The sequence below is a fragment of the Sphaerisporangium sp. NPDC049457 genome (assembly GCF_055586705.1).
Genome location: NZ_JBVJHR010000004.1, coordinates 298,252 through 315,975 on the forward strand (window position 1 = coordinate 298,252; position 17,724 = coordinate 315,975).

18 protein-coding genes are annotated in these 17,724 nt (G+C 68.7%); 6 read left to right on the plus strand and 12 right to left on the minus strand.

The features are described from left to right. Positions 1 to 4: 4 nt before the first annotated feature. From rplI to rpsF, 4 genes are all read right to left on the minus strand, one after another. Positions 5 to 451 (minus strand): 50S ribosomal protein L9, encoded by a 447-nt coding sequence (gene rplI / locus ACZ6QO_RS08960; protein ID WP_465849059.1) that lies wholly within the window; start codon positions 449 to 451, stop codon positions 5 to 7. Between the two features lie 16 nt (positions 452 to 467). Beyond that, entirely contained in the window at positions 468 to 704 is a 237-nt protein-coding gene (rpsR, locus tag ACZ6QO_RS08965) for a 30S ribosomal protein S18 (RefSeq protein WP_465849061.1), read from the minus strand. A gap of 71 nt (positions 705 to 775) precedes the next feature. After that, the gene (locus ACZ6QO_RS08970) at positions 776 to 1,333 is read right to left on the minus strand and encodes a single-stranded DNA-binding protein (protein ID WP_465849062.1); all 558 of its coding nucleotides are present in this window, start codon (positions 1,331 to 1,333) and stop codon (positions 776 to 778) included. Positions 1,334 to 1,433: 100 nt separating this feature from the next. Beyond that, the gene (gene rpsF / locus ACZ6QO_RS08975) at positions 1,434 to 1,724 is read right to left on the minus strand and encodes a 30S ribosomal protein S6 (protein WP_465849064.1); all 291 of its coding nucleotides are present in this window, start codon (positions 1,722 to 1,724) and stop codon (positions 1,434 to 1,436) included. Positions 1,725 to 1,966: 242 nt separating this feature from the next. On the opposite strand from rpsF, the gene ACZ6QO_RS08980 reads away from it, so the two are divergent. Next, a complete protein-coding gene (locus ACZ6QO_RS08980) occupies positions 1,967 to 2,296 on the plus strand; it encodes a hypothetical protein (RefSeq protein WP_465849065.1) in 330 nt (109 codons plus the stop codon). Positions 2,297 to 2,407: 111 nt separating this feature from the next. On the opposite strand, the gene ACZ6QO_RS08985 is transcribed toward ACZ6QO_RS08980, so the two are convergent. Continuing rightward, positions 2,408 to 2,593 (minus strand): hypothetical protein, encoded by a 186-nt coding sequence (locus ACZ6QO_RS08985; RefSeq protein WP_380838964.1) that lies wholly within the window; start codon positions 2,591 to 2,593, stop codon positions 2,408 to 2,410. 101 nt (positions 2,594 to 2,694) lie between these two features. Here ACZ6QO_RS08985 and ACZ6QO_RS08990 point away from each other — a divergent pair, with 101 nt between their 5' ends. Next, positions 2,695 to 3,450, plus strand: coding sequence for a deoxyribonuclease IV (locus tag ACZ6QO_RS08990; RefSeq protein ID WP_465849067.1), 756 nt, complete (start codon positions 2,695 to 2,697; stop codon positions 3,448 to 3,450). Between the two features lie 102 nt (positions 3,451 to 3,552). On the opposite strand, the gene ACZ6QO_RS08995 is transcribed toward ACZ6QO_RS08990, so the two are convergent. The 4 genes from ACZ6QO_RS08995 to ACZ6QO_RS09010 all read right to left on the minus strand — a co-directional run bounded on the left by ACZ6QO_RS08995 (position 3,553) and on the right by ACZ6QO_RS09010 (position 9,579). Further along, positions 3,553 to 4,692, minus strand: a complete 1,140-nt coding sequence (locus ACZ6QO_RS08995; protein WP_465849069.1) for a mannosyltransferase family protein — start codon at positions 4,690 to 4,692, stop codon at positions 3,553 to 3,555. Positions 4,693 to 4,754: 62 nt separating this feature from the next. Further along, complete coding sequence (locus ACZ6QO_RS09000; protein ID WP_465849070.1) at positions 4,755 to 6,110, minus strand: glycosyltransferase family 87 protein; 1,356 nt, start codon at positions 6,108 to 6,110, stop codon at positions 4,755 to 4,757. 12 nt (positions 6,111 to 6,122) lie between these two features. Then, positions 6,123 to 8,261 (minus strand): transglycosylase domain-containing protein, encoded by a 2,139-nt coding sequence (locus tag ACZ6QO_RS09005; protein ID WP_465849072.1) that lies wholly within the window; start codon positions 8,259 to 8,261, stop codon positions 6,123 to 6,125. Between the two features lie 763 nt (positions 8,262 to 9,024). Then, positions 9,025 to 9,579 (minus strand): DUF5318 family protein, encoded by a 555-nt coding sequence (locus ACZ6QO_RS09010; RefSeq protein ID WP_465849074.1) that lies wholly within the window; start codon positions 9,577 to 9,579, stop codon positions 9,025 to 9,027. A gap of 23 nt (positions 9,580 to 9,602) precedes the next feature. On the opposite strand from ACZ6QO_RS09010, the gene ACZ6QO_RS09015 reads away from it, so the two are divergent. Together ACZ6QO_RS09015 and ACZ6QO_RS09020 are read left to right on the plus strand one after the other, a co-directional pair. Beyond that, positions 9,603 to 10,259 (plus strand): PadR family transcriptional regulator, encoded by a 657-nt coding sequence (locus tag ACZ6QO_RS09015; protein ID WP_465849076.1) that lies wholly within the window; start codon positions 9,603 to 9,605, stop codon positions 10,257 to 10,259. 13 nt (positions 10,260 to 10,272) lie between these two features. After that, positions 10,273 to 11,352: an inositol-3-phosphate synthase gene (locus tag ACZ6QO_RS09020; RefSeq protein ID WP_465849078.1), complete on the plus strand. Its 1,080-nt coding sequence runs from the start codon at positions 10,273 to 10,275 to the stop codon at positions 11,350 to 11,352. 286 nt (positions 11,353 to 11,638) lie between these two features. On the opposite strand, the gene idi is transcribed toward ACZ6QO_RS09020, so the two are convergent. Next, entirely contained in the window at positions 11,639 to 12,238 is a 600-nt protein-coding gene (idi, locus tag ACZ6QO_RS09025) for an isopentenyl-diphosphate Delta-isomerase (RefSeq protein ID WP_465849080.1), read from the minus strand. Positions 12,239 to 12,652: 414 nt separating this feature from the next. Here idi and ACZ6QO_RS09030 point away from each other — a divergent pair, with 414 nt between their 5' ends. Further along, on the plus strand, positions 12,653 to 13,969 hold the full coding sequence (locus ACZ6QO_RS09030; protein ID WP_465849082.1) for an MFS transporter: 1,317 nt from the start codon (positions 12,653 to 12,655) through the stop codon (positions 13,967 to 13,969). 77 nt (positions 13,970 to 14,046) lie between these two features. Here the strand turns inward: ACZ6QO_RS09030 and ACZ6QO_RS09035 are convergent, their stop codons facing one another. Beyond that, complete coding sequence (locus ACZ6QO_RS09035) at positions 14,047 to 15,321, minus strand: adenosylmethionine--8-amino-7-oxononanoate transaminase (RefSeq protein WP_465849084.1); 1,275 nt, start codon at positions 15,319 to 15,321, stop codon at positions 14,047 to 14,049. Between the two features lie 226 nt (positions 15,322 to 15,547). Further along, complete coding sequence (locus ACZ6QO_RS09040; RefSeq protein ID WP_465849085.1) at positions 15,548 to 16,993, minus strand: CCA tRNA nucleotidyltransferase; 1,446 nt, start codon at positions 16,991 to 16,993, stop codon at positions 15,548 to 15,550. Between the two features lie 144 nt (positions 16,994 to 17,137). Here ACZ6QO_RS09040 and ACZ6QO_RS09045 point away from each other — a divergent pair, with 144 nt between their 5' ends. Beyond that, positions 17,138 to 17,716: an aminoacyl-tRNA deacylase gene (locus ACZ6QO_RS09045; RefSeq protein ID WP_465849087.1), complete on the plus strand. Its 579-nt coding sequence runs from the start codon at positions 17,138 to 17,140 to the stop codon at positions 17,714 to 17,716. Positions 17,717 to 17,724: the final 8 nt, after the last annotated feature.

The window sequence follows — 17,724 nt, forward strand, 5'->3', positions numbered from 1 at the left end:
GCGGTCAGGCGCCGACGACCTCGACGTCCAGGTTGGCGGACACCTCGGGGTGCAGCCGGACCGAGACGCGGTGCGAGCCGACGCTCTTGATCGCGTTGGTGATCTCGATGCGGCGGCGGTCGAGGCTGGGACCGCCGGCGGCCTTGACGGCGTCGGCGATGTCACCGGTGGTCACCGAGCCGAACAGGCGGCCCGAATCGCCGGCGCGGGTCTTCAGCGTGACCCGCAGGGCGCCGAGCCGGCCGGCGACCTCCTTGGCGGTGCCGAGGTCGCGGATCTCGCGGGCGTCGCGCGCCTTCTTGATCGACTCGATCTGCTTCTCGCCGCCACGGGTCCAGCGCATGGCGAAACCGCGCGGGATCAGGTAGTTGCGGCCGTAGCCGTCCTTGACCTCGACGATGTCACCGGGCGCGCCGAGGCCCGAGACCTCATTGGTGAGAATGAGCTTCATATCTGCAAGCCTCCTGTCAGCGCGCAGTGCTCGTGTACGGCAGCAGCGCCATCTCACGAGCGTTCTTGATCGCGGTGGCCACGTCACGCTGGTGCTGGGTGCAGTTGCCCGTCACCCGGCGGGCACGGATCTTGCCGCGGTCGGAGATGAACTTCCGCAGCAGCGCCGTGTCCTTGTAGTCGACGTAGGCGATCTTGTCATGGCAGAACAGGCAAACCTTCTTCTTCGGCTTGCGCAGTGCCGGCTTCGCCATCTTGGTGCTCCTCCTAAGAGAGCCCCGCATGACGCGGGAATGGTCGATCGGTTACTGGAATGAATGGATGATCAGAAGGGGGGCTCGTCACTGAGGTCGCCGCCACCGCCACCGCCGCCGAAGCCGCCCTGGTTGTAGCCGCCACCCTGGTTGTAGCCGCCCCCGCCGCCACCGCTGTAGCCGCCGCCGGAGGGCGCCGGAGTGGCCGAGGCCCACGGGTCGTCGGCGCCGCCGCCGAACCCGCCTCCGCCGCCGCCCTGCCGCGCGGTCTTGTTGACCTTGGTGGTGGCGTTGCGCAGGGACGGGCCGACCTCGTCGACCTCGACCTCGTAAACCGTGCGCTTCTCGCCTTCCTTGGTCTCGTACGACCGCTGGCGCAGCCGCCCCTGGACGATGACCCGCATCCCACGCTGGAGGCTCTCGGCGACGTTCTCCGCCGCCTGGCGCCACACGTTGCAGGTCAGGAAGAGGCTTTCGCCGTCCTTCCACTCATTGGTCTGGCGGTCCATGAACCGCGGAGTGGACGCGATGCGGAACCGGGCCACGGCCTGCCCCGAAGGGGTGAAACGCAGCTCGGGGTCGTCGACAAGGTTGCCGACGATGGTGATCGTTGTGTCGCCTGCTGCCATCGGTCGCTTTCGCCTTCCTGCGTGAGTCTGCGCAGCCTGTCGGGGCTCAGAGTACGGCTACCGCCCGACAAAAGCCGGGCTTCCGCGGACTCGGGGCCGCTCAGTGCATGTCGGGGCGCAGCACCTTGGTGCGCAGAATGCCTTCGTTCAGGTTGAGCTGGCGGTCGAGCTCCTTGACGGTGGCCGGAGCCGCCGTCAGGTCGATGACGGCGTAGATGCCCTCGGACTTCTTGGTGATGTCGTAGGCCAGCCGGCGACGACCCCACACGTCGACCTTCTCCACGGTGCCGCCGTCGTTGCGGACGACGGTGAGGAACTGGTCGAGCGAGGGAGTCACCGTGCGCTCATCGAGGGACGGGTCGAGGATGACCATCAATTCGTAGCGACGCATGCGGACTTCCAACCTCCTCTGGACTTTCGCGGTCACGACACCATGCCGTGACAGGAGGACGCTGACGTCTTCGCCCCCGCCTTTCGGTGGCGGGGCGAGCGCGCGGCCGTTGATCGGCATGCCGAACGGCACGCATATGCGACGCAGCCCAGGAAGTCTACCAGGGCGGCGCGACTGACCTGCCGCGATTGCCCGCCGCCGCAAGGGGAACGTGGAAAAGAAGAGGAAAGGAGGTGGTCGGCATGCGATCTGCCACCGGCCGTGCCGGCGAAGAGCGCCTCGACGCCGGCAGAGAGCGCTTCCACCTGACGCTGAACACCGACGGCAGGAAGCACACCGTCGAGAACACCTTGACGATGGTGGCGCTGGCCTGCGGCGTCATCGCGTTCATCAGCGGCCTGGTGGTCGCCGCGCACGTGGTGGCCTCATGGGCGGGAGCGCTCGGATTCGTGGTGGGAATGTACTCCCAATATGTGTCGGCCACGACGGCCGAGCGGGCGCTGAACATCGTGGCCATCGTCATGTCGTTCGTCGGCGTCGCGATGGGCGTCTACCACGGCGGGTTCATCTGACCGACCGGCACTGTCGTCGCGTCCGGCGGGGACGGTGAGTGCGGCAGGCTGCGACAGGAGCGTCCGGCCGGTCATCAGGCGATGGGGGCGCCCCCCGAGGCGCCCCGCCGTTCACTCTCCGCCGATGTGGAGGTCGACTCCGAGCAAGATCAGGAACCACAGGAAGACGGCCAGCAGGGCCTGGGCGATCCTCCTTAGCAAACTGGGGGTGATGTAGTCGTGAACCCATGCCACGTAGATGCCGATGAGGATGTAGATCAGGCCTAAGAGGCTGACCCCGCGGCGGTAGTAGGCCACAGTCGTTCTCCTATTTGTCACGGCACGCGAGTTTTCAGGGCGTACCAGCCTGGGCCCCCCACTGCCCCTGGTGCAGGCATCGAAACGGCTAGGCTCGACCCATGGTTCGCATCGGAGCTCACGTCGACCGAGATGACCCGCTGGCGCACGCCGCGGCGCGCGACGCCGAGGTCGCGCAGTTCTTCCTGGGCGATCCGCAGGGGTGGAAAGGGCCGGTCCTGCCGCAGAACGTCGAGGCCCTCACCGCCTCGGACGTCGACGTCTACATCCACGCTCCGTACGTGATCAACGTCGCCACCGCGAACAACCGCATCCGCATCCCGAGCCGCAAGCTGCTCGCCGGCCAGCTGGAGGCCGCGGCGTCGATCGGCGCCAAGGGCCTGATCGTGCACGGCGGGCACGTCGGCAAGGACGACGACCCGCAGGTCGGGTTCGACAACTGGCGCAAGGTCTTCGAGCGCCTGGAGACCCCCATCCCCGTCCTGATCGAGAACACCGCCGGCGGCGGTAACGCGATGGCGCGCCGGCTCGAACGCCTGGCGCGGCTGTGGGACGCGCTCGACGGCTTCGACGTGGGGTTCTGCCTGGACACCTGTCACGCGCACGCCGGCGGCGAAGAGCTCGCCGACGTGGTCGACCGGGTCAAGGCCATCACGGGCCGCATCGACCTCATCCACTGCAACGACTCGCGCGACGCCTTCGACTCCGGCGCCGACAGGCACGCCAACCTGGGCAAAGGTCAGATCGATCCCGAACTGATCCTGGGCGTGTGCCGCGCCGCCGGGGCGCCGATCGTGGTCGAGACCCCGGCCGACGGGCAGGCGGCCGACATCGCCTTCCTTCGCGAGCACCTTTGATCCACAGCCTGTGGATAAATCCCCTGGATTACGGCGCGGGAAAAATGGGTAAACCCCGCCCGCGTTGAGCCCCGACGCCGGCCCGGCGGCTCCAGGGGCCCGTCAGCCCGCCCAGGCGCCTCTCATGAAGGTCAGGGTGTTGAGCACCATGAGCGGCCCGGCCACCAGCGCGTACAACAGAAGCACCCAGGGGCGGCGCACCGACACCCGGCCGATCATCACCCACAGCGGCCACCACAGCAGCGCCGCGCGCGGCACCGACAGGTAGTACGCCGAGAACAGCAGGGCCCCGAGCTGCAGGCCGACGTAGACGAACTCGCTCCACCGGCGCGCGAGGAGCAGCCAGAGCAGCACGGCGACCCCGAGCAGCGCGCCGGCGACCTCCATGCGGAACGCCCACACGAACTGCCCGTCCCCGGACGCCATCGCCCAGGTGGTCGAGAACGAATCCCACGGCCACACCATCTGCCGTCCCCAGCCGGCCTCCTGCGCGTGCTGCCAGGCGAGCCAGTCGCCCGTGCGCCCGTGCTGGTAGGCCGAGTAGGCGATCAGCGGCAGGAACGGCACGAGCAGCCACCACGCCCGGCGGATCCGGCCGCGGCTCGTGACGAACTCCACGATCAGCGCGAGCGCGAGGAACAGCCCGGTGATGCGCACGCAGGACGCGCCGGCCGCCAGCAACGCCGCCGCCGGCCAGTCGCCGCGCCGCGCGTACAGCCACGCGGGGATCGCGAACGCCAGGAACAGCGACTCGCTGTATCCGGCGAACAGGAACACCGCCATGGGGAACAGCAGGATCGCGATCACGGCGCGCCCTCCGGCGCCGGCGGGGCCCTCGAATTCGGCCAGCCGTGCCAGGGCCACCATCGCCACCGCGCCGGCGACGAACGAGATCAGCAGGCCGGCCAGCGACCAGTCGTCGACGATCACATTGACCAGGCGCAGTGCGAGGGGCATCCCTGGGAAGAAGGCGGGCAGGCCGGGGTCGGGATCCTGGGCCGGGTCACCGTCGTAGCCGAACTTCGCGATCTCCGCCAGGTGCCCGGCGTCCCAGTGCGCCCAGCGCGACAGAAAAGGGGTCTCGTCCGCCTCGCCGCCCAGCACGCCGGCGCCGACCGTCATCGCGACGACGAGCCCCAGGCGTGACCCGACCCATACCAGCAACGCCTCGCCGACGGAGAATCGCGCGGGCCGCGGGGCGGTGGGCTCCGGGGCGGCGGTCTCCGGAGGGGAGGTTTGCACATACAGGAGAATAGGGGATCAAGCCGGACTTCCCGCTAGAGATCGCGCGGCCACCGCGACGGTCAGGAGGCGTCGGGAGCGGCCTCCCGCACCACCGGGCGCGACGGGATCCGCAGCACCAGGCGGTCCTCGGCGCCGTCGAAGACCCCGCCCACCGGATCGTCCACGCCCCCCTGCCTGATGACATCGTGCTCGGGCCGCAGGATGTCCCTGACCACGAACACCGCCATGATCGCGACGGTGATCGCCCGGGCCCACACCGCGCTGAAGTAGGCGCCGTCGCCGATGCCGAGGGCCTCGTTGCCCGGCTGCACGTGAACCAGATACAGCCAGATCGCGAAGAAGTACCAGCACTCGGCCACCTGCCACAGGGCGAGCGGCTTCCAGTTCGGCCGCGCCAGCACCGCGAACGGCACCAGCCACAGCACGTACTGCGGAGACCACACCTTGTTGGTGGCCATGAACGCGGCCAGCACCAGGAAGCAGAGCTGCATGAGCCTCGGCCGGGTGGGCGCGGTCAGCGCGAGCAGGCCTATGGCCAGGCAGAGCACGCCGAACGACACGATGCCGAGCATGTCCACCCGCCCGGCGTCACCCAGGAACGGCCACTGCCGGTTCTGGAAGAAGAACCACAGCGACCCCCAGTCGGCTCCGCGCTTGCTGCTGAAGACGTAGAACTCCTTCCATCCGGTGAACGCCAGCAGCATGAACGGCAGGTTGACCACCACCCAGGTGATCACCGTGCCGCCCAGCGTCCACAGGAACGGCGACAGCTTGCGGCTGCGCAGTGCCAGCAGCAGCAACGGACCAATGAAGATCACTGGATAGAACTTCGTGGCGATGGCGAGGCCGAGCAGCACACCTGCCAGGAAATGCCCCCGCCGCGACCAGGCGAGGAAGGCGCCGAGGCAGAGCGCGCCGCACAGCAGGTCCCAGTTGATGAACGCGGTGAGGATGACCGCGGGCGCCAGCGCGTACCAGGCCGCGTCCCACGGACGGCCCTGCAGACCGGCGAGCGCCACCATGATGACCACCCCGGCCACCAGCGACGCCGCCATGACGATCACGGTCAGGTCGTAGAAGCGGACGCCCGGATCGCTGGTGCCCATGACCAGCTTCTGGATGACCCACATCAGCGACCCGATGCCGACCGGGTACTCCACCGGATGCCCGAAGTACGGCGCGAGGCCCTGGTCGAGCTTCTCGGTCCACCACAACGGATAGATGTCGGTGTAGCAGAAGTTGAGGAACTGCTGGGTGCCGTCGTTCCACGCCCCGCCGAACCGGCACGGCGCCTTCCATGCGTACGCGAGTATCGCCCCGAGGGCCGCGAGCAGCCCGAGGGGGACGTACGGCAGCGCGGCGCGCGCCACGGAGCCGGGGCCGGTGGTCCCCGGCAGGGACGTGGAACGGGTCATGACGTCGTCCGATCAGCGAGAGGGCGCGGGCGTCGAGCGGCGCCCGCCCGGCGCGGTCGGGGTGGGGGCCGGCGTGGTGGCGGCGTTGGGGGCGCTGCCCTGGTTGAACGGGTCGTTCCCGCCGCCGTTGTTGCCGTTGTTGCCGTTGTTGCAGCTGTCGTCCCACGGCAGGCAACCGCCGCCGTTGTTGTCGGGGTTGCCGTTGCCGTCCGGGAAGCCGTCGTCGTCGGGGAAGCCGTTGTCGTCGGGGAACCCGGGCTCGTTCACCGTGGGCGTCGGGGTGGGGACCGGCTTGGGCGCCAGGTCCAGCGGCGAGCCGATGTTCGACGGCGGGGGGAACTCCATGGGCTTGCGGCCCTTCATCGCCTCGGACATGAACGCCCGCCAGACGCGGGCGGGCACGGTGCCTCCGTCGAAGTTGTTGCCCAGCGACAGCTCCGCGCCCGTCTTGCGGTTCTCCTTGTACATGCCGACCGCCGTGGAGAGCTGCGGGGTGAAGCCGACGAACCACGCTTCCTTGTTGTCGTTGTTCGTACCGGTCTTGCCGGCCACCGGACGGTCCGCCAGCGCAGCCGCCGTACCCGTGCCTCCCTTGACCACCGACCGCAGCGCCACGATCGCGTCGGCGGCGACCTCCTCGGAGATGACCTGCTTGGGGGACTTGTCCTCGTTGATGATCTCGGTCTTGTCCGGCGCGATGACCTTGATGACGGTGTGCGTCTTGTAGTGCTTACCCTTGTTCGCGAAGATCGAGTAGCCGCCCGCCTGCTCGACGGGGGTCACACCGGCGCTGCCGATGGAGAACAGGAACTTGTGCTCGTCGACGTCCTTGTCCAGGCTCTCCTTGCTCAGCCCGGCCTCCTCGGCGATGCGCTTCACCGCGTCCAGCCCGACCTCGGCGCCCATCTGGCCGTAGGCCGTGTTGATGGAGTGCTGAGTCGCGTAGATGATGTCCATCGACTGCGGGGTGGCGTGGCCGTTGAAGATCGGCGTGGTGCCTTCCAGCTTGAGCGGCTGCTTGCCGGTCACGTAGCTCTTCAGGCTGTGATCGGCCGCCAGCCACGCCGCGAGCACGTACGGCTTGAACGCCGACGCCGCCTGCTTGCGGGCCTGGAACGCCTCGTTGAACTGGTCGGGGTGCTTGCCGAGGTAGTTGTCACCGCCGTAGAACGCCACCACACGCCCATTGGTCGGGTCGACCGCGGCCAGGCCGGTGTGGACCTCCTTGGGAAGCCCGGCGGTGGTCTGGTTCACCGCCGTCCTCGCGGCCAGCATGAGCTTCTTGTCGAAGGTCGTGTAGATCTTGTAGCCCTTGGTCTCGATCTCCGAGCGCGGGATGCCCGCGGCCTCGAGCTCCTTGAGCACCTCGGTGAGCATGTACCCGCGGAGTCCGGCGTAGGCCTGGGAGATCTTCTGCGGCTTGGGCTTGGGGAACTTCAGCTTGGCCGGGAAACCGCCGTACGCCTGGGGGTTGAGCTTCGCCATCTGCTTGAGGACGTAGTTGAAGCGGAACTCGGTGCCGGAGTAGTTCTTCTTCTCCTCGGCGGCGTCGAAGTTGCTCGGCTGCTGGATGCGTCCGGCGAGGTAGGCGCCCTCGGCCTCGGTCAGTTTCTTGACGCCGTGACCGAAGAACTTCTGGGCGGCGGCCTCGATGCCATAGGTGTTCCGGCCGAAGGGCACCGTGTTCAGGTAGAGCTCGAGGACCTTCTTCTTCTCCCAGTCCTTGTCCAGCTTGACCGCGATGAAGATCTCCTTGACCTTCCTCTTGATCGACACTTCCGAGCTGAGGCCCTTGAAGTAGCCTCTGGCCATCTGCTGAGTGATCGTCGAGGCGCCCTGCAGCTGTGTGCCGGTCGCGGTGCTCCACGCCGACCGCGCGATGCCGGACAACGAGATGCCCGGGTCGGTCCAGAAGGTGTCATTCTCGGCCGCGACCACCGCGTCCTGGACGTACTTCGGCACGTCGTCGAGCTTGACGGCCTTGCGCTCGGTGCCCAGGCGGGCCATCGCCGTGCCGTCCGCGTAGTAGAACGTGCTGCCCTGAGCCGTCGCGGTCTCCTGGGCGTCCTTCTCGCTCGGCAGCGGAGTGTTGGCGTACGCGACGGCGATCATGCCGAAGACGCCGGCCGTCAGGACGGCGAAGGCCGCCATCACGATCTTCCAGTTGGGGATGAACCGCCGCCAGCGGGGACGGCCGGGCGGGCCCGCGTCCTTCGTCCGCCGGCCGCGTCCCTCACCGGGAGGGCCGTCTCCCGGACCGCGGCCACCCGGCCCACCCGGCCCACCCGGGCCGCCTGGGCCTCCCGGACCGCCGGGGCCACCTGGGGCGGCCGGGCCGCCGCGAGCCCGGCGAGAGCGCCTGGCGCCGTCGGCGTCCCGCTTCACCACCGTCTCGGCATCGGGCACCTCACGCCGCGGGGCTCCCGGGACCGGCGAGGACGCGACCTGCCCCATCGACTGGGTGTCCTCGAAGGCCGCCTCGGAACGGCGGCTGCGCGGGTCCCCCGCGCCCCTGCGCGGGTCGCCGCCACGTGAGCGGGGGTCGGCCGCGGCCGCGCGCGGACGCGGGGCGGAGGCGGGACGGCCGGTCGACGGGCGCTGGGAGGAGGGCCACCCCGCGTCCGGGGCCGGCTGCGGGGCGGCACGCCGCCCGGAGCCCTGGTCGTATCCCGGCGCCGAAGGCGCCGGCTGGTGTCCACCGGCGGGCGCGTCCCCTTGGGGAGAGCGACGGCGCCGCCCGGGACGAGCTGATCCACCGGCGCCCTCTGATGGGTCGGGTCGGCCGGTCGGCTCGGGACCATAGCTGCTGTAACTCACGCGTCCTCGTTGGGTCATCTGGCGATCTGGAGGGTCTTCGACGTCTGTCTACGGCAGGCGGAGAACGTGCCTCCCGGGGGAACTCATCTGCGCACGGCTAGGTCTCGTCGGGATGCCCGCCTGAGTCGGAGCCGGTCTGTCGCGCCGTGTCTGAGTTGCCCGGTGGCCCGCCGTTGCCCAGGACGAAGGAAACCGTCAGGTGATTCCATGAACAACCTTGGCAGACCTCGACTACGTAGACCCGGAATTCCTCGTATTCGTGGGCCATCTGAACAAGGTCTGACGTGGCTTTTACCCGGCCTGCGCTGCGACCGAGCGCATCGCCGTACACGTATGTGACATGAGTCACGTTCCGGTGTTCACAGATGGGGCAGACGCGTTCCGTCGGCTCCCCGTGGTAGCGAGCGGCACGCAAAAGGTAGGGATGCGCATCGCACACATCGCGCCTGGCCGTGCGACCGGAGCGAAGCGACTGGAGCGTCGCTCGCTTCGCGAGGCCGTAGTCCACGACCGCTCGCTGTGACCACATGAGCGTCAGACTACGACTTTTTCGGCTATTCCGCCCAACAGCTTGACGGATTTCTTGATTGCGGAGTATGCCGACGCGACGTATCCTCTGGATGTATCGGCTCGATACATCGACGGGACACATCGCTGCGAGAGGGGGCGGTTCCAGTGGCGGTCGGCAAAGGCGGAGTGTTGGAACTGGCCGTGCTCGGCTCGCTCCACGAGACGCCTCTGCATGGCTATGAGCTGCGCAAACGGCTCAATGCCCTGCTCGGCATGTTCCGCGCGTTCTCCTACGGCTCGCTCTACCCGTGCCTGCGGCAACTGCTGGCGAACGGGCTGATCGCCGAGGAGTCGCCCGAAGAAAGCGCTGCGGGCGCCGGCGCGCAGACCGCTCTCGACAGCGCCCTGCCGCTCACCGGCCGCCGGTCGAAGATCGTCTACAAGCTCACGGCCGAGGGCAAGGAACGGCTCCACGAGCTGCTGACCCAGGCGGGTCCCTCCTCCTGGGAAGACGAGAGCTTCGGCGTCCACTTCGCCTTCTTCCGCCACACGGAGGCGGAGGTCCGGCTGCGCATCCTCGAAGGCCGCAGAAGCCGGCTGGAGGAGCGGCTCGACGGGGTGCGCACCGCCCTCGCCCGCACGCGAGAGCGGCTCGACAGCTACACATTGGAATTACAGCGCCACGGCTTGGAATCGGTCGAGCGCGAGGTGCGCTGGCTGAACGAGCTGATCGATACCGAACGAGCGCAAGCCGTCCGGGCAAGAGCGGACAGGGCACAGGCGCAGGACGCCGAGCCCGTTCCTGATAAGACGAATGAGTAAAGGAGCGAGTGCCATGGGTTCCGTGCGCGTAGCCATCGTCGGTGTCGGCAACTGCGCAGCAGCGCTGGTCCAGGGCGTGCATTATTACAAGGACGCCGATCCGGCAGTCCGGGTGCCCGGCCTCATGCACGTCCAGTTCGGTGACTACCACGTCGGTGACGTCCAGTTCGTTGCCGCTTTCGACGTCGACGCCAAGAAGGTCGGGCGCGACCTGTCCGAGGCGATCGTCGCCTCGGAGAACAACACGATCAAGATTTGCGACGTGCCGCCGACGGGCGTCACCGTGCAGCGTGGCCCGACCTATGACGGCCTCGGCGAGTACTACCTGGAGATGATCGAGGAGTCCGACGAGGAGGCGGTCGACGTGGTCGCCGCGCTCAAGGCCGCCAAGGCCGACGTCCTGGTCTCCTACCTCCCCGTGGGCTCGGAGGACGCCGACCGTTTCTACGCCCAGTGCGCCATCGACGCGGGCGTCGCCTTCGTCAACGCGCTGCCGGTCTTCATCGCCTCCGACCCGGTCTGGGCGCAGAAGTTCACCGACGCCGGCCTCCCGATCGTCGGGGACGACATCAAGTCCCAGGTCGGCGCCACCATCACCCACCGCGTCATGGCCAAGCTCTTCGAAGACCGCGGGGTCGAGCTGCTGCGCACTTACCAGCTCAACTTCGGCGGCAACATGGACTTCATGAACATGCTGGAGCGCAAGCGCCTCCAGTCGAAGAAGATCTCAAAGACGCAGTCGGTCACCTCGCAGATCCCGCACGAGATGGCCAAGGCGGACGTCCACATCGGCCCGTCCGACCACGTGCCGTGGCTGGACGACCGCAAGTGGGCCTACGTCCGCCTCGAGGGCAGGTCATTCGGCGACACCCCGCTGAACCTCGAGTACAAGCTGGAGGTCTGGGACTCCCCGAACTCCGCCGGCGTCATCATCGACGCCGTGCGCGCCGCCAAGATCGCCATGGACCGCGGCATCGGAGGTCCGATCCTGTCCGCCTCGTCCTACTTCATGAAGTCGCCGCCGGAGCAGTACTCCGACGACGACGCGCGCGACGCCGTTGAAAAGTTCATCCGCGGCGAGGTCGAGCGCTGACAGCGGTCCGATCGCCGGCCGACCGGCCGGCACGGCGGCGGTCCGGCGCGCTCGGCGCGTCCAGAGCTTGAACGGCTCGCGCCACCCGGCGGCGGTTCCAGCGGTCCGTACTGATCAGCGGCGTACCGACGCCACATTCGCACCACCTCGGCTCGCGACAGAAGCGCCCGTGGTTCCACGTGAAACCACGGGCGCTTCCGCATCACGCGCTCAGAAGACCGCCATCGGCGCGCCCCCACGACCGAACGGCGCTCGAAGAACCCGAGGCTCGAGAACCTGACGCGCTTCAGGCGCCCGGCGCGGGGACGCGAGCAGCGGGCGGCAGCTCGGCGGGGTCGGCGGAAGGCCAGGTGTACGGGTCGGAGCCGAGCGCCGCGAGCAACGGCACCTGTTCCCCGCACCAGGGGGAGATCGCCAGCAGCCCGCACATGACGTCGTCGGTGAACTCCTTCCACGGCATCCAGCGAACGTCGCCGACCTCCTCGGGGTTCGGGGAGGGAACGGTGGAGACGACCGCCCGGTAGACCGGGCACATCTCGTGCTCCACGGTGCCGTCCCGCATCACCGCGCGGTAGGTGAAGCTCGGAAGCATCAGCTCGACGTCGTCAGCCGTGAGGCCCAGCTCGTAGGAGAGCCTGCGCCCGACCGCCTCGGTCAGCGGCTCGCCCGGCAGCGGGTGCCCGCAACAGCTGTTGGTCCACACCCCCGGCCAGGTGCGCTTGTGCGAGGCGCGCCGGGTGAGCAGGACCCTTCCCTCGCCGTCGAACACATAGCACGAGAACGCCAGATGAAGCGGGGTGTCGGCGCCGTGCACGACCGTCTTGGCGGCGGTGCCGATCGCCTCGCCTCGCGCATTCACGAGTACGACATGTTCGTCCTGGGTCACGTCAATGAGAGTACGTGATCATGTCAGGTAGATGGACTGCGCTGAAGTGCTGTCACCAAGACTCGACCCAAAACGATCCCCCACAGATAAAGGATCGTCCTTCCCGGTAGACCAACCATCTACCTACAGTCACCCACAAAACCCGACTTCGCCCCAGCACCACCAGAAGACACGTTCCCCGCGATCGCCCACACAAGCGGCCCCACCCCTCACCCCCACCGCCTCCTGGCCAGGCCTCCCATCCATCGGTCTGCTGCATCGGCCAACGGATGATGGCGTCCGGGACCGCCGGCGGCGACCGGCTTTGGTCTGCGGTTCGATGCCGGGTGAAATGGGAGAGTTCATTACCTATTGGGGGTGAATCAGGGTTGTTCCGGATGTGGTGCGCGACAGGCGGACAGTAGGCTGGCCCGCGTGTCATTCGTCTCCGACCTCCGTGCCGTCCTTCGAGGCCGGGACTTCAGACGTCTGTTCGCCACCCGCCTGGTCTCGCAGTTCTCCGACGGCGTGTTCCAGTTCGCGGTGGCGGGTTACGCCTTCTTCACTCCGGAGAAGCAGACGAGCGCGGCCGAGGCCGCCGTCGCGTTCGCGGTGCTCCTCCTGCCGTACTCCATCCTCGGGCCCTTCGCCGGGGTGTTCATCGACCGCTGGTCGCGGCGGCAGATCCTGGTCATCGCGCCTGTCGTGCGCGGGGTGCTGCTGGTGGCCGCCGCGCTGCTGGTGGGGCTGGGCGCCCCCGACTGGTGCTTCTACGCCGCCGCCCTGGCGGTACTGGGCGTCAACCGATTCTTCCTGTCGGCGCTGAGCGCCTCGCTGCCGCACGTGGTCGAAGGCGAGCGCCTGTTGCTGGCCAACGCCGTCACCCCGACGTCGGGCACGGTCGCCACGTTCGTCGGCGCCGGCGTGGGCTTCCTGCTGCGCCTGGTCTTCGGCCCCGAGCACAGCGGCACCGCCGGACTGCTGGTCGTGTCGGGCGTGGTCTTCGGGTTGAGCGCCGTCATCGCCTCCACCATGCACAGGGACCTGCTGGGCCCGTCGTACGACCCGAGCCTCCCGCAGGCCCGCCAGGCCGTGCGCCATGTGATCACCGGGCTGGTCGACGGAGCGCGTCACGTGGTGCACAAGCGGGCTCCGGCCGCCGCGCTGGGCAGTATGGCCGCCCACCGGTTCCTGTACGGCCTGACCATCGTCATGACCGTGATGCTCTACCGCTTCTATTTCACCTCGAACGTCGAGGCCGGTCTGAACGAGATCACCGGCGTTCTGGCGACCTCCGGCGCCGGCTTCTTCATGGCCGCGCTGATCACCCCGTGGGCCACCGAGCGGTTCCGCCCGGAGGCGTGGATCCCGATCATGCTGGCGACGGGAGGGGTGCTGCTGCTGGCGCTCTGTCTGCCGTTCCAGCAGATCGGCTTCCTGGCCGCGGGCTTCGTCCTCGGCGTGACCGGACAGAGCGTGAAGATCTGCGCCGACACGATCGTGCAGCGCGACGTCGAGGACGCCTACCTCGGCCGGGTGTTCTCCATCTACGACATGCTCTTCAACGGCATGTTCGTGCTGGCCGCCGTGGCCGCCGCGTCGCTGCTGCCCGCCAACGGCAAGTCCTACCCGGTGCTGCTGATCGCCTCCATCGGCTACGTCGTGAGCGCCGCCGTCTACCGTCTGCTCGTCGGCGTCACCACCCGTCCCGCACCTCAGGAAGCCGCTCACGGATCGACACCCCATCTCTGATCACTCATCGCCCACCTGCCTTCCGTCACCCCACACGACCCCGCTGAGCGCCCGGCGGCCCAGGACGCCTGGAAGGGTCAGGGATGGAGGGTGGCCACGGCCGCTCTCATCGCCTCGGTGATGGTCGCGAGGTCGGCGGAATCGGTGCAGTACGGGGGCATGGTGTAGAGAAGGTGTCCGAAGGGGCGCAGCCAGACGCCGTGCTCCATCACGACATCTTGGATCTTCGCCACGTCCACCGGATCGACGGTCTCTATGACGCCGATCGCCCCCAGGACGCGGACATCTCGCACCCCTGGAGCGCCGGCCGCCGCCGCCAGCCCTTCGCCGAGGGCGGCCTCGATGCCCTTGACCTCCTCGCGCCAGGGGCGCTCGGACAGCAGGGTGAGGGAGGCGTCGGCGACCGCCGCGGCCAGCGGATTGGCCATGAACGTCGGGCCGTGCATCAGCACACCGATGCGCTCGGCGACCTCGGCGGTGCACAAGGTGGCGGCCATGGTGAGATAGCCGCCGGTCAGAGCCTTGCCCACGCACATGATGTCGGGCCGCACACCTGCGTGATCACAGCCGAACAGCTCGCCCGTGCGTCCGAAACCCGTCGCGATCTCGTCGGCGATGAGCAGGAGGCCGTGCTCGTCGGCCAGCTCGCGAAGCCGCCTCAGGTAAGCCGGGTGGTAGAAGCGCATGCCGCCCGCTCCTTGCACCACGGGCTCGACGATGATGGCCGCCAGCTCGCCCGCGTGCCGCGCGACCATCGCGTCGAGATGCCGCAGGTAGGCCTCGTCGACGGCCCCGGCGGAGACCGGTGAATCCGGGCGCAGGCCGTAGTCGCTCGGTGGGCGATCGGCGAAGACATGGGCGGGCAGGACGCCGCTGAACAGATGATGCATGCCGTTCACCGGGTCGCAGACGGACATCGCCCCGAAGGTGTCGCCGTGATAGCCGCCCCGCACGGTGAGCAGGCGGCTCTTGCCCGTGCACTGGAGAGCCATCTTGATGGCGACCTCGACGGCCACCGAGCCCGAGTCGGCGAGGAAGACCTTGGTCAGGCCGGTCATCTCGGCCAGCCGCCGTGCCAGGCGGACGGCCGGTTCGTGGGTGAGGCCGCCGAACATCACGTGCGCCATGTCGCCGAGCTGATCGCGGAGCGCGGCGTCCAGACGCGGATGACCGTACCCGTGGATCGCCGCCCACCAGGAGGACATGCCGTCGATGAGCTCTCGCCCGTCGGCGAGCGTCAGCCGCACACCTTGGGCTTTGATCACGGGATGGGCGGCGACGGCCGGAGAAGCGGCGGCGTAGGGGTGCCACAGGTGTCTCCAATCGAGGTCACGCAGGTTCTCGGCGTCCATGCGGCCACCTTAATCAGGCTTGCCGTCTTCGATCGGAACCGCGTGCTGCCTGTGGAAAACCTACCCCGGACACTGGCCACAAGCTGGGGATAACCCTCCCGAAAGCCCGACATCCTGTGGAAAACTCCGGGATCCGGTCCTCCGGCACGGAGGCGGTAGGCCGGTCCACTCGCGCGGAGGGGCGGTCGGCGTCCCGGAGCCGGCTGCGGGTGCGTGCGAGGGCCGGTCAGTCGGTCGCCGGGGGGAAGCCCTGTTCGCGGCTCCAGTCGAGCAGGGCTTCCTTGGCGGCGTCCTTACCGACGATGCCCTGGTCGAGGCGCATGTCGAGCAGGAACTTGTACGCCTTGCCCACCACAGGACCCGGTCCGACGCCCAGGACCTTCTGGATCTCGTTGCCGTCCAGCTCTGGCCGCATCTTCGCCAGCTCCTCCTCGTCGGCGAGGCGGGCGATGCGCTGTTCGAGGTCGTCGTAGGTGCGGGACAGGGCCTGAGCCTTGCGCTTGTTGCGGGTCGTGCAGTCGGCGCGGGTGAGCTTGTGCAGCCGCTCCAGCAGGTGGCCGGCGTCGCGGACGTACCGGCGCACGGCGGAGTCGGTCCACTCGCCGGTGCCGTAGCCGTGGAAGCGCAGGTGCAGTTCGACCAGCCGGGCGACGTCGGCGACGACGTCCTTGGGGAAACGCAGCTCGCCGAGACGCTTCTTGGCCATCTGGGCGCCCACGATCTCGTGGTGGTGGAAGGAGACCCGTCCCGCCTCCTCGTACCGGCGCGTCTTGGGCTTGCCGATGTCGTGCAGCAGCGCCGCCCACCGCAGCACGCGGTCGGGCCCGGCGGCCTCCAGCGCGATCGCCTGCTCGAGCACGATGAGGGTGTGCTCGTAGACGTCCTTGTGGCGGTGGTGCTCGTCGATCTCGAGCCGGAGCTTGGGCAGCTCGGGCAGCACGTGGGCGGCCAGGCCGGTGTCGACGAGGAGCCCGAGGCCCTCGCGGGGACCGGCGCCGCAGATCAGCTTGTCGAGCTCGTCGCGGATGCGCTCGGCGGACACGATCTCGATGCGGTCGGCCATCGCCGTCATGGCCGCCACCACGGCGGGATCGACGGCGAAGCCGAGCTGGGAGGCGAAGCGCGCCGCCCTCAGCATCCTGAGCGGGTCGTCGTCGAAGGACTGCTCGGGCGTGCCGGGCGTGCGCAGCGTCTTGGCGGCGAGGTCGGACAGGCCGCCGTACGGGTCGACGAACTCGTGCCCGGGCAGCCGCACGGCCATGGCGTTGACCGCGAAGTCGCGCCGCTCGAGATCGGCTTCCAGGGTCTCGCCGTAGACGACCTCGGGCTTGCGGGACTTGGGGTCGTAGGACTCGCTGCGGTAGGTGGTGATCTCCAGGACCCAGTTGCCCTTGCGGACGCCGACCGTGCCGAAGTCGATGCCGATGGTCCAGATGGAGTCGGCCCAGTCTCTGACGATTTCCAGCACCCGCTCTGGGCGCGCGTCGGTGGTCAGGTCGAGGTCGTTGCCGATGCGGCCGAGCAGGACGTCGCGGACCGAGCCGCCGACCACGGCGAGCTCGTGCCGCTGCGCGGCGAAAAGTTCGCCGAGCTCGTCGGCGACGGGAGCAATCCGCCGAAACAGGTCGATGACGGCCCTCTGCTGACTAACGCTCAGATTTGAGACGGACAAGCTGGGTAGGTCCTTCGGTTACGGAAGCAAATCTCCGAGCTAGCCCTGGTGTAACCCGCCCGGGAATACACCCCGAGCGATCACCAGGTTACGGTCGGTCGTAGATCTGTCGGGGGCACCCGGACAAGACAAGGAGCACGAGAGATGAAAGACGCCCTCGCGATCCACCGCTGGCTCCTGTCCCACCAGATCCACCATGAGATCGTACGGCTTCCCCGCGCCTTGACATGCGCCGACGACCTCCCAGCCATTCTCCACGCCGAGCCGGCCCGCTGCATTCGAGTAACGGTCTTTGAGGTCACGACCCGCAACCAGCGCGAGGCCGTCGCCGTGGTCACCACGGTCGCCTCGCCCCCGCGGCCGGGCGCCGTCGGAGCCCTTCTCGGCGCCCGCAGGGTGCGTCCCGCGCCCGCCTTCCTGGTCAACTCCGCCACCGACTACGCCGCCACATGCGTATCACCTCTGCTGCTCCCCCAAGACCTCACCGTGCTGATCGACGAGCGGCTGGCGGACCTCGGCGACCCCGACGAAATGATGTACACCCCGACCGGCGAGCGGCGTACCGCCCTGCGCCTGAGGACCCTCGACCTGCTGTCTCTCACGCGGGGCAAGCACGTGGACCTGCAGTCGCCCCGGCACAGGACCGTGCGCATGCCCGGCACCCGGGAGGTGCGGCCGGTGAGGGGGGCGCCCCGCTGCGAATCGCCGCCCGCTCTGCTTTAGGCCATACC

Bases quoted from the DNA above. Each gene is read 5' to 3' on its own strand.
- ACZ6QO_RS08980 (WP_465849065.1), top strand. From the start codon at position 1,967: ATGCGATCTGCCACCGGCCGTGCCGGCGAAGAGCGCCTCGACGCCGGC.
- rpsR (WP_465849061.1), bottom strand. From the start codon at position 704: ATGGCGAAGCCGGCACTGCGCAAGCCGAAGAAGAAGGTTTGCCTGTTC.
- ACZ6QO_RS09010 (WP_465849074.1), bottom strand. From the start codon at position 9,579: ATGTGTCCCGTCGATGTATCGAGCCGATACATCCAGAGGATACGTCGC.
- ACZ6QO_RS08990 (WP_465849067.1), top strand. From the start codon at position 2,695: ATGGTTCGCATCGGAGCTCACGTCGACCGAGATGACCCGCTGGCGCAC.
- rpsF (WP_465849064.1), bottom strand. From the start codon at position 1,724: ATGCGTCGCTACGAATTGATGGTCATCCTCGACCCGTCCCTCGATGAG.
- rplI (WP_465849059.1), bottom strand. From the start codon at position 451: ATGAAGCTCATTCTCACCAATGAGGTCTCGGGCCTCGGCGCGCCCGGT.
- ACZ6QO_RS09035 (WP_465849084.1), bottom strand. From the start codon at position 15,321: ATGGACGCCGAGAACCTGCGTGACCTCGATTGGAGACACCTGTGGCAC.
- ACZ6QO_RS09020 (WP_465849078.1), top strand. From the start codon at position 10,273: ATGGGTTCCGTGCGCGTAGCCATCGTCGGTGTCGGCAACTGCGCAGCA.
- ACZ6QO_RS08970 (WP_465849062.1), bottom strand. From the start codon at position 1,333: ATGGCAGCAGGCGACACAACGATCACCATCGTCGGCAACCTTGTCGAC.
- ACZ6QO_RS09000 (WP_465849070.1), bottom strand. From the start codon at position 6,110: ATGACCCGTTCCACGTCCCTGCCGGGGACCACCGGCCCCGGCTCCGTG.
- ACZ6QO_RS09005 (WP_465849072.1), bottom strand. From the start codon at position 8,261: ATGGCGGCCTTCGCCGTCCTGACGGCCGGCGTCTTCGGCATGATCGCC.
- ACZ6QO_RS09045 (WP_465849087.1), top strand. From the start codon at position 17,138: ATGAAAGACGCCCTCGCGATCCACCGCTGGCTCCTGTCCCACCAGATC.